Genomic DNA, 3,668 nt, shown 5'->3' on the forward strand with positions numbered 1-3,668 from the left:
CCCAGGCCTGCGGTCGAGCGCTCTGGGGTGCGACGGATGTGGGTTAGCTTTTCCGCGAAGCGGAACTTTGCGCGCCGCGGCCAATGGAGATGATCCTCTCGCGTTCACGAATGGCGAGATTGCGCCAATAGCAGACATAGCTGCACGACTCCCGTTTCGGCCGATTGATCGAAGTGATAGCTGCAATGTAAGCAGACAAGCAGGGAGGCTCGATGAAACTAGAAAAATCCTTTATACCTTCCGCCGAACCTGGCGCCTTATTGGAGATCGTTACCGCGAAGCCCAAGGACGTAGGTCCGCATCCAACCATTGTGTTCAACCACGGCTCGACCGGAAGAGGGCAGAACAAGTCCCTCTACTCCAGAACGGTGGCTCCGACGGTCGTAGCGAACTACTTTGTCGAACGCGGATGGATGGCACTGTTCCCTCAACGGCGGGGAAGGGGAAAATCTGGAGGAGTATATGGTGAAGGTCTAGCTATAGATGGGTCCGGCTATTCCTGCGACGTTGACATCGCGATCGCAGGCTTCGAGCGAGCCGTCGAGGACGTTGATGCCGTAGTCAGCTATCTGCGAGACCAATCTGACGTAGACCAGGAAAGGCTTGTTGTTGGGGGCGTCTCACGTGGAGGGGTCTTGGCCATCGCGTACGCCGGAATGAGGCCAAACACGTTCCGCGGCTCCATAAACTTCAACGGCGGATGGCTTGGAAGGGGTTGCCCGAACCACGAATCCGTCAATCCACTGCTTTTCGAGCGAGGCGCTGGCGCGGGGGTTCCCACACTGTGGCTACATGGCAACTTTGACCAGTACTACAGCATAGCTCATTGCAGAGGGAATTTTGACAAGTTCCGATCTGCAGGCGGACAAGGCACATTTCTCGCCGCACCCACGGGCCATGCGCTCATGTTCAAACCAGCGCTTTGGAGCGAGCATGTCGGCCAATATCTGCGAGAAGTAGCCAAGTAAGCCCCTGCGGGGCAGCTTTGTAACCTACAAAATCAGAAGCCGACGTTCCGCTTTCCGCCCATCTCAGTCTTGCGGGAACCGGTCCCGGAATGTCCACGTTGGGTCACTTCCGGCCAAAAACCGTGGAGTCGGCGCCGTAATCGGCTCTCTATATGTTGCGGCGCTCCATCAAGCGGATAGGCACAGCTTCATCGAAGCGGCGACGGAGAGGGCCGAACGACAGAAGGGGCCGGAGATGGAGGCTCTGGCCGCTGCCTGACGAGGCGTGATTCGATGTTCTCTTTCGCCTCGCGCAATAGGGTGGCGTTTCGCCCGACTTCGGCCGAGAGATCGGCGATGTGCGGCGCAACTTCTTCCGTGGCGATGTTCGAGCGCACGCGCTCCCGCGCTCTCCGGCCGGGGTCCTCGGCGTCGGCGGGCCGCCGGTGAAACGTGCGGCCCTGCTCGATGAACGAATCGATCGACCGCTCTCGCGTCCGCCGGCAGGCCTCGACGAGATCGAGGGCGAGAGATTTATACGGCTTGGCGGCCATATCGGCGGCGATCCGCTTCCAGAGATCTTCCGCCTCGATCGGCTTGGCGTCGCCGAGCGCGCGGCTGCGCCTCTCGGCCTCATGGACGGCCGCCTCGGAAATCATCGTCCAGGTCGTGCCCCTGGCCCGGCTTTCCGCGACATAGGCCTTGAAGGCGGTGACGCCGGCGCTGCCACGGGGGAGCGCGTCGATATGTTCGTCGGAGGTGACGCCTTGCGCGGCGTCGATCGTCAGCGCATGGCCGAAGCCGAGCATCAGCCGCTTGGTGACGGGATCGGTCAGGCGGCGCCATTCGACCTCGCCGATCTGGCCTTTGGCGTTCTGGAGCACGAGCCCAGTGGATGTCTTGCCCATCACCTTCACGACATGGCCGTTATAGCCGATCGGGCCTTCCTTGCCGTCGATCTTGGCCCAGGTGTAGCGGTAGAGGCGCAGATGGTCACCGGTGGCGATCGGCAGGTCGAAGGCGTGCGGCTCCTTCGCGCCGCGCGGCGTGATCGCCTTGTAAACTGTCTCATCGGCGCCGATCTCGCCGCGCGCTTTGAGCCGCGTCCGGATCGCCATGCTGATCGCGGCGGCGTCCTCATTGGTCGGCGCGGAGATCGTGATCCCGCGCTTCGAGCCGGCGGCGTCGAGAATGTCCCGCCGGCTGACATAAAAATCGGCGATCTTCGCGGCGACCTGGTCGAAGTCGCCGCCGATCAGCATGGCCGTTCCCTCGGCGCGCTTCATCGCGAGGGCGGTCTCGGCCTCGGAGTCGCGGAACATGCCGGCGATCTGGCGGTCTCGCCGATCGACCTGACGGACGGCGGTGAGGAGCTCGGGTTGCGCCGATTTCGGCAGGGCGCGGCGCAGGATTTCGATCGTATCGCCGGCTTCGATCGCCTGCGCCTGCTCGCGGTCGCCCAGCGCCTTGATGGTCATGCCGGTCTCGGCCTGAAGCTCGAGCAGCCGCAGCATCGGCCGCGGCGCGATCTGGCTGATCTCGTCTATGACCAGGATCGTGTTGCGGGTCGGAACGAACTCGCCGGCCTCGACGGATTTGAGGAATGGCTCGAGCGCCCGCGTCCGAGCGATGCCGGCGTCCTGCAGCGCGTCGGCCTGTCGCCATGCGGTCGAGACGCCGACGAGCTCGCGGCCCGAGGCGTCGAAGCGCGTGTCGGCCTTCCAGGCGGCGACGAGAGGCCGCAGCAGCGTGGATTTGCCCGCGCCGGCGACGCCGGTGAGGAGCGACAGCGCGCCGCCATGGCCGAGCGCATAGATCGCGGCCTTTTGCGCGGCGCCGTGCTCCGGCTCGCTGTCGAAATCGAGCCCCGAAGCCTCTATGGCGCGCCGGATATCGCCGGCCGCAAGCGCGCCGGACGTGTCGAGCGCGGCGCGCGCGGCGTGGTCGCGGAGGCTCTCCTCGACGCGGATCTGCGCGGAATTGGTGACGCGGAGCACCTGCCGCGGCTCGTCCTCGGGATTTTCGCGCTTCGCCCAGGCGGCGACCAGATCGACGTGCTCGCCGTGAAGGTCAATTCCCTTGCGCTCGATCAGCTCGACGACGCGGTCGATATCCTTGACGCCGCCAGCGACGCCCACGCCGATCAAGCCGCGCGCCGCGTGGATGCGAAGACGATCATGGTCGATGACGGCGGCCGTGTGGAATTCCTCGGCGAGATGTTTCGCCGCGAAGGCGTAGGCCCGCTCGAACCGCTCATCGTTCGACAGCGCGGCGATCTTCGCGTCCTCCATGACGGTCGAGTGTTCCCAGCCCATCGCCTCGGCCTGGTCGCGCCAGATTTTATGATCGGTCTTCTCGCAGTGCTTCGCGAGGCGCGCGGCCGCCGCCGCTTCGCGGAGGATTTCCGCTTTCTTTTCCGCAGAGATGTCATCCCAATCGAGCCCTTGCCCGGCCGCGAAGGCCTTGGCGTTGCGCAGGACCTGATGGGTGCTCTTGCTGAACGCCTCATTGGCGAATTGCGGGATGGCGAGGATGACGGCGGCTTGCTCCTTCTCGTCATAGGCGACGCGAATGCCGAGCGCGCGCAGCTCATCGGCGAGGACGGCCTGAGCGAAGGCTCCAAACTCGTGGACGCGGGCGTGGAGGCGCTGGGTGTCGAGCGAGCCGATATGGCCTTCGCCGGTAACGACCAGATTGAACAGCGCATTGTGGATGTGATCG

The 3,668-nt window shown here is 64.3% G+C and carries 2 protein-coding genes; one reads left to right on the forward strand and one right to left on the reverse strand.

All coding sequences use genetic code 11. The features are described 5' to 3' along the window. Window positions 1-212 precede the first annotated feature (212 nt). A complete protein-coding gene (locus FMZ75_RS20855) occupies window positions 213-968 on the forward strand; it encodes a S9 family peptidase (RefSeq protein WP_166146158.1) in 756 nt (251 codons plus the stop codon). Between the two features lie 188 nt (window positions 969-1,156). Here FMZ75_RS20855 and FMZ75_RS20860 read toward each other — a convergent pair. Continuing rightward, window positions 1,157-3,668, reverse strand: a 2,512-nt coding sequence (locus tag FMZ75_RS20860; RefSeq protein WP_166146161.1) for an AAA family ATPase, incomplete at its 5' end; no start/stop codon positions are given.

It is taken from the genome of Methylosinus sp. RM1, from assembly GCF_011378635.1.
GTDB classification, from domain to species: domain Bacteria; phylum Pseudomonadota; class Alphaproteobacteria; order Rhizobiales; family Beijerinckiaceae; genus Methylosinus; species Methylosinus sporium.